Source organism: Synechococcus sp. H60.1, assembly GCF_047462335.1.
Lineage (GTDB): Bacteria > Cyanobacteriota > Cyanobacteriia > Thermostichales > Thermostichaceae > Thermostichus.
In genome coordinates this window covers 1-2,604 of sequence record NZ_JANSJA010000004.1, presented here as the reverse complement: position 1 = coordinate 2,604, position 2,604 = coordinate 1, and the positions used below count along the sequence as shown (strand labels likewise).

The 2,604-nt window shown below is 60.1% G+C and carries 4 protein-coding genes; all 4 read right to left on the bottom strand.

From position 1 onward, the window contains the following. On the bottom strand, nt 1-820 hold an 820-nt coding region (locus NW852_RS00170; protein WP_414426367.1), incomplete at its 3' end, for an NFACT family protein. A gap of 219 nt (nt 821-1,039) precedes the next feature. Further along, complete coding sequence (locus NW852_RS00165) at nt 1,040-1,654, bottom strand: DUF3727 domain-containing protein (protein ID WP_414371474.1); 615 nt, start codon at nt 1,652-1,654, stop codon at nt 1,040-1,042. A gap of 72 nt (nt 1,655-1,726) precedes the next feature. Next, nucleotides 1,727-1,984 carry a gas vesicle protein GvpG gene (locus NW852_RS00160; protein WP_414365950.1) on the bottom strand — a complete coding sequence of 86 codons (258 nt, stop codon included), beginning with the start codon at nt 1,982-1,984 and terminating at the stop codon, nt 1,727-1,729. A 130-nt stretch (nt 1,985-2,114) separates the two neighbouring features. Then, nucleotides 2,115-2,504: a hypothetical protein gene (locus NW852_RS00155; protein ID WP_414371476.1), complete on the bottom strand. Its 390-nt coding sequence runs from the start codon at nt 2,502-2,504 to the stop codon at nt 2,115-2,117. Nucleotides 2,505-2,604 lie beyond the last annotated feature (100 nt).

Sequence of the window (2,604 nt, the reverse complement as noted above, 5' to 3'; positions counted from 1 at the left end):
CGCTAGAGCCCCTCCAGCCGAGAAGAGTGTACCCCTGGGAGGTGAGTGCCGGCTCAAACCGACCCGTTTCCAGGCGGGCCAGCCAGTCCTGCCACCAAAAAAACAGCGCCTGCCACTCCTGGGGCGAGAGTTGGTTGCTGAGGGTTTGGGGTGGGATCCCCGCTTGGAGGCACATTGCCTCTGCCAAGTGCCGGCTGAGGCCGCGGTAGCAGCGCAGGAGCCGCTGAGCAATAGGGCCGGGGACTAGAGCCAGGCGCTCTTGCCACTGAGAGAAGGGCTCGGCTCGCTGCGGGATTGGGTCGGTCAGGGCAGGGGGGGCTTCGTAAGCAAGTCCCGGCTGTACGGGGCGTACCCGCGATTGCCGCTCGCTTACCCCGTGGCCACAGGCTAGGATCAGGCCTGCCTCGTCCACCAAGATGGCATTGCTGTACTTCCCCATCACTTCCAGATAAAGGTGGCGCTGCGGCGGATCCCCGGGGCGAGGGCCAAAGCGAAAGTCAATCACCCGCTCCCACTCGTCCAGCAGCGCCAGCTCCGTCAGGGCCAAGCCCCGCAGGTGCCGCTGCAGGTGTTGGCTAAATGAAAAATCCTCTGGCTCCTTGGGAGGAGCCTGACAGAGGTGAACTCGGGCCGCCTGGGGATGCCAAGACAACAGCAAGCAAGGGCGGGCCCTAAGAGTGCGCAAGCCGATCACCACTGTCCACAGATCGGTTTGCTGGATCCACTCCACGCGGGCAGGCAGCAAGGGATCCCCGCCGGCCTCAGCCCCTTTTAGCTCCGCCAGTACAGCACGGAGGGTGGTTAGATCAACCGGTTGCATCCCTGCTGCTCCTTGGGATCGGGCAACGCCTGGGGAACCAAACGAGGGCCTCCTTCCATTATCTGCCGCTCCCCCAGTCGGCGCTGGCGGCAAAAGGACTCCGCCCAATCGACTTGAGCGGCAACCAAGGGGCTGCATTGGGGCAAGAGGCTTGGTACTTCCACCTTTGGGCTTTTTGGCCCAGGTGCCTTGAATTCTCAGGCAGAAATCCCGAGCTGCCTAGTCCTCGTCTTCATCGTCATATTCATCATCGTACTCCTCCTCTTCCACTGACTCGTCCAGATCAAGCAGCACAGCACTGAGTTGGTCGAACAGGGCTGGTGAGTCCTCTGGGTTCAGGAGGTAGGGATCCCCCTCATCAGGCAGGGCTACGTAGACCAGAACTGGGTCGAGGGGCGTAAAGATGCCGTACTTCTTATCTTTGTAGAAGAAGGTAGCCAGCAGTTGGAATTCCTGGGCATCTTCCTCGCTTTCGCCCAGTTCGAACACATCTTCCTCTTCCACAGGGGGCAACTCTCCCTGGACCGTTAGGATGTCAAAGCCGTTTTGCTGCAGAGTCAAGTTCAACTCCGCCAAAACGGCCTGGATGGTGGGCAGGGCAGCCTGGAGCTCTTCTGGATCCGGCTCATCCAGGATCCCTTCCATGTCCGCATCTCCGTTCACCGCTTGGCCGGGCTCCTCCTCCCCCTCCCAAACCAGCACTTTGATCACGGCGTCCACGGGCGTGGCCAGTGCATAGGTTTGCTCCTCAATGACCACCTGCCTCAGGATCTCGCATTTCAGAGGCTGGTTCTGCTCGTCGCGGAGCACTAAGGTTTCACGGGATTCGGTCATGGAAAGCAACCCAGGGTAGGAAAATGAGGTCAACCAAAGCTTATTCTCCCATGTTCTGATCCCCCGCAGAACTTAGAGATCCTCGCCAGGCCGCTCATCGGTGCTGCCGGCTTCGGCTTGGGCCAGGGCTTCCAGCGCCAGCAGGATCTCCTCTTCCCGCCGGGTATAGGTCTCTTCGTCGATCTCCCCTAGATCGAGCTGAATCTGGAGAGCGGTGAGTTCTTTCTGGAGGTTTTCTTTGCTGTCGAGTTGCGCCTCGGCCCGTTCTCGAATCTGCTCCGCCAACCACAGCAGGCTCTGGGCCGGCCACGTCAGTAATTGCCAAACCATCCCCGCGCCTCTCCTGGGATTAGGTCAATCCTAACAAGTGGATCCCGCCTCCGCCCTAAGAACCAATAACCAATGCCAGCAAGCCTGCCCCCTCTGCCCGCTCCCCCTCCGGCTTAGGGATCAATCCTCCCTAGCCGTTCCGAGAGTGCTTCTCGATCCAATCCATCAGCTCTTGCTCAGACGGCGTGCAGAGACACTCACCTGTGAGCGGATCCTGGGCGTGCCACCAGACCGTGCCGCCACTATCCACCCACTGGCGCACCCGCAGCTCCTCCTGGACGCTCAACACGGCTTTCAGGCCCTCCCAAAGGTGGCGCCATCTTTCAGGCAGACCCAAAACAGAGGGATCCCTGCCGCTGGACTCTGCTGCTAGTTGCCGTTGCTCCTGTTCCAGCAACTCCAGCAGGCGGGTGTTGTTGGCTGCCCTGGCTGCTTCTAAACGATGGGCCAGAGAGGCAGCGATGTTCCGCCGATGGCAGGCCCGGAAGCTAACTCTACTCGCTTCAGCAGTTGCGTTCATGAGAGATCTCCCCACCCTGACCTCTACACGCCAATTCTATCGTAGATTCTGTAGCAATAGATACGATTCAAAACCTTGGCAATCGCCCTGGTCGGTAAAG

What these genes read in the sequence shown, in the direction of transcription:
- NW852_RS00160 (WP_414365950.1), bottom strand. Translation starts at nt 1,984, where the DNA reads ATGGTTTGGCAATTACTGACGTGGCCGGCCCAGAGCCTGCTGTGGTTG.
- NW852_RS00155 (WP_414371476.1), bottom strand. Translation starts at nt 2,504, where the DNA reads ATGAACGCAACTGCTGAAGCGAGTAGAGTTAGCTTCCGGGCCTGCCAT.
- NW852_RS00165 (WP_414371474.1), bottom strand. Translation starts at nt 1,654, where the DNA reads ATGACCGAATCCCGTGAAACCTTAGTGCTCCGCGACGAGCAGAACCAG.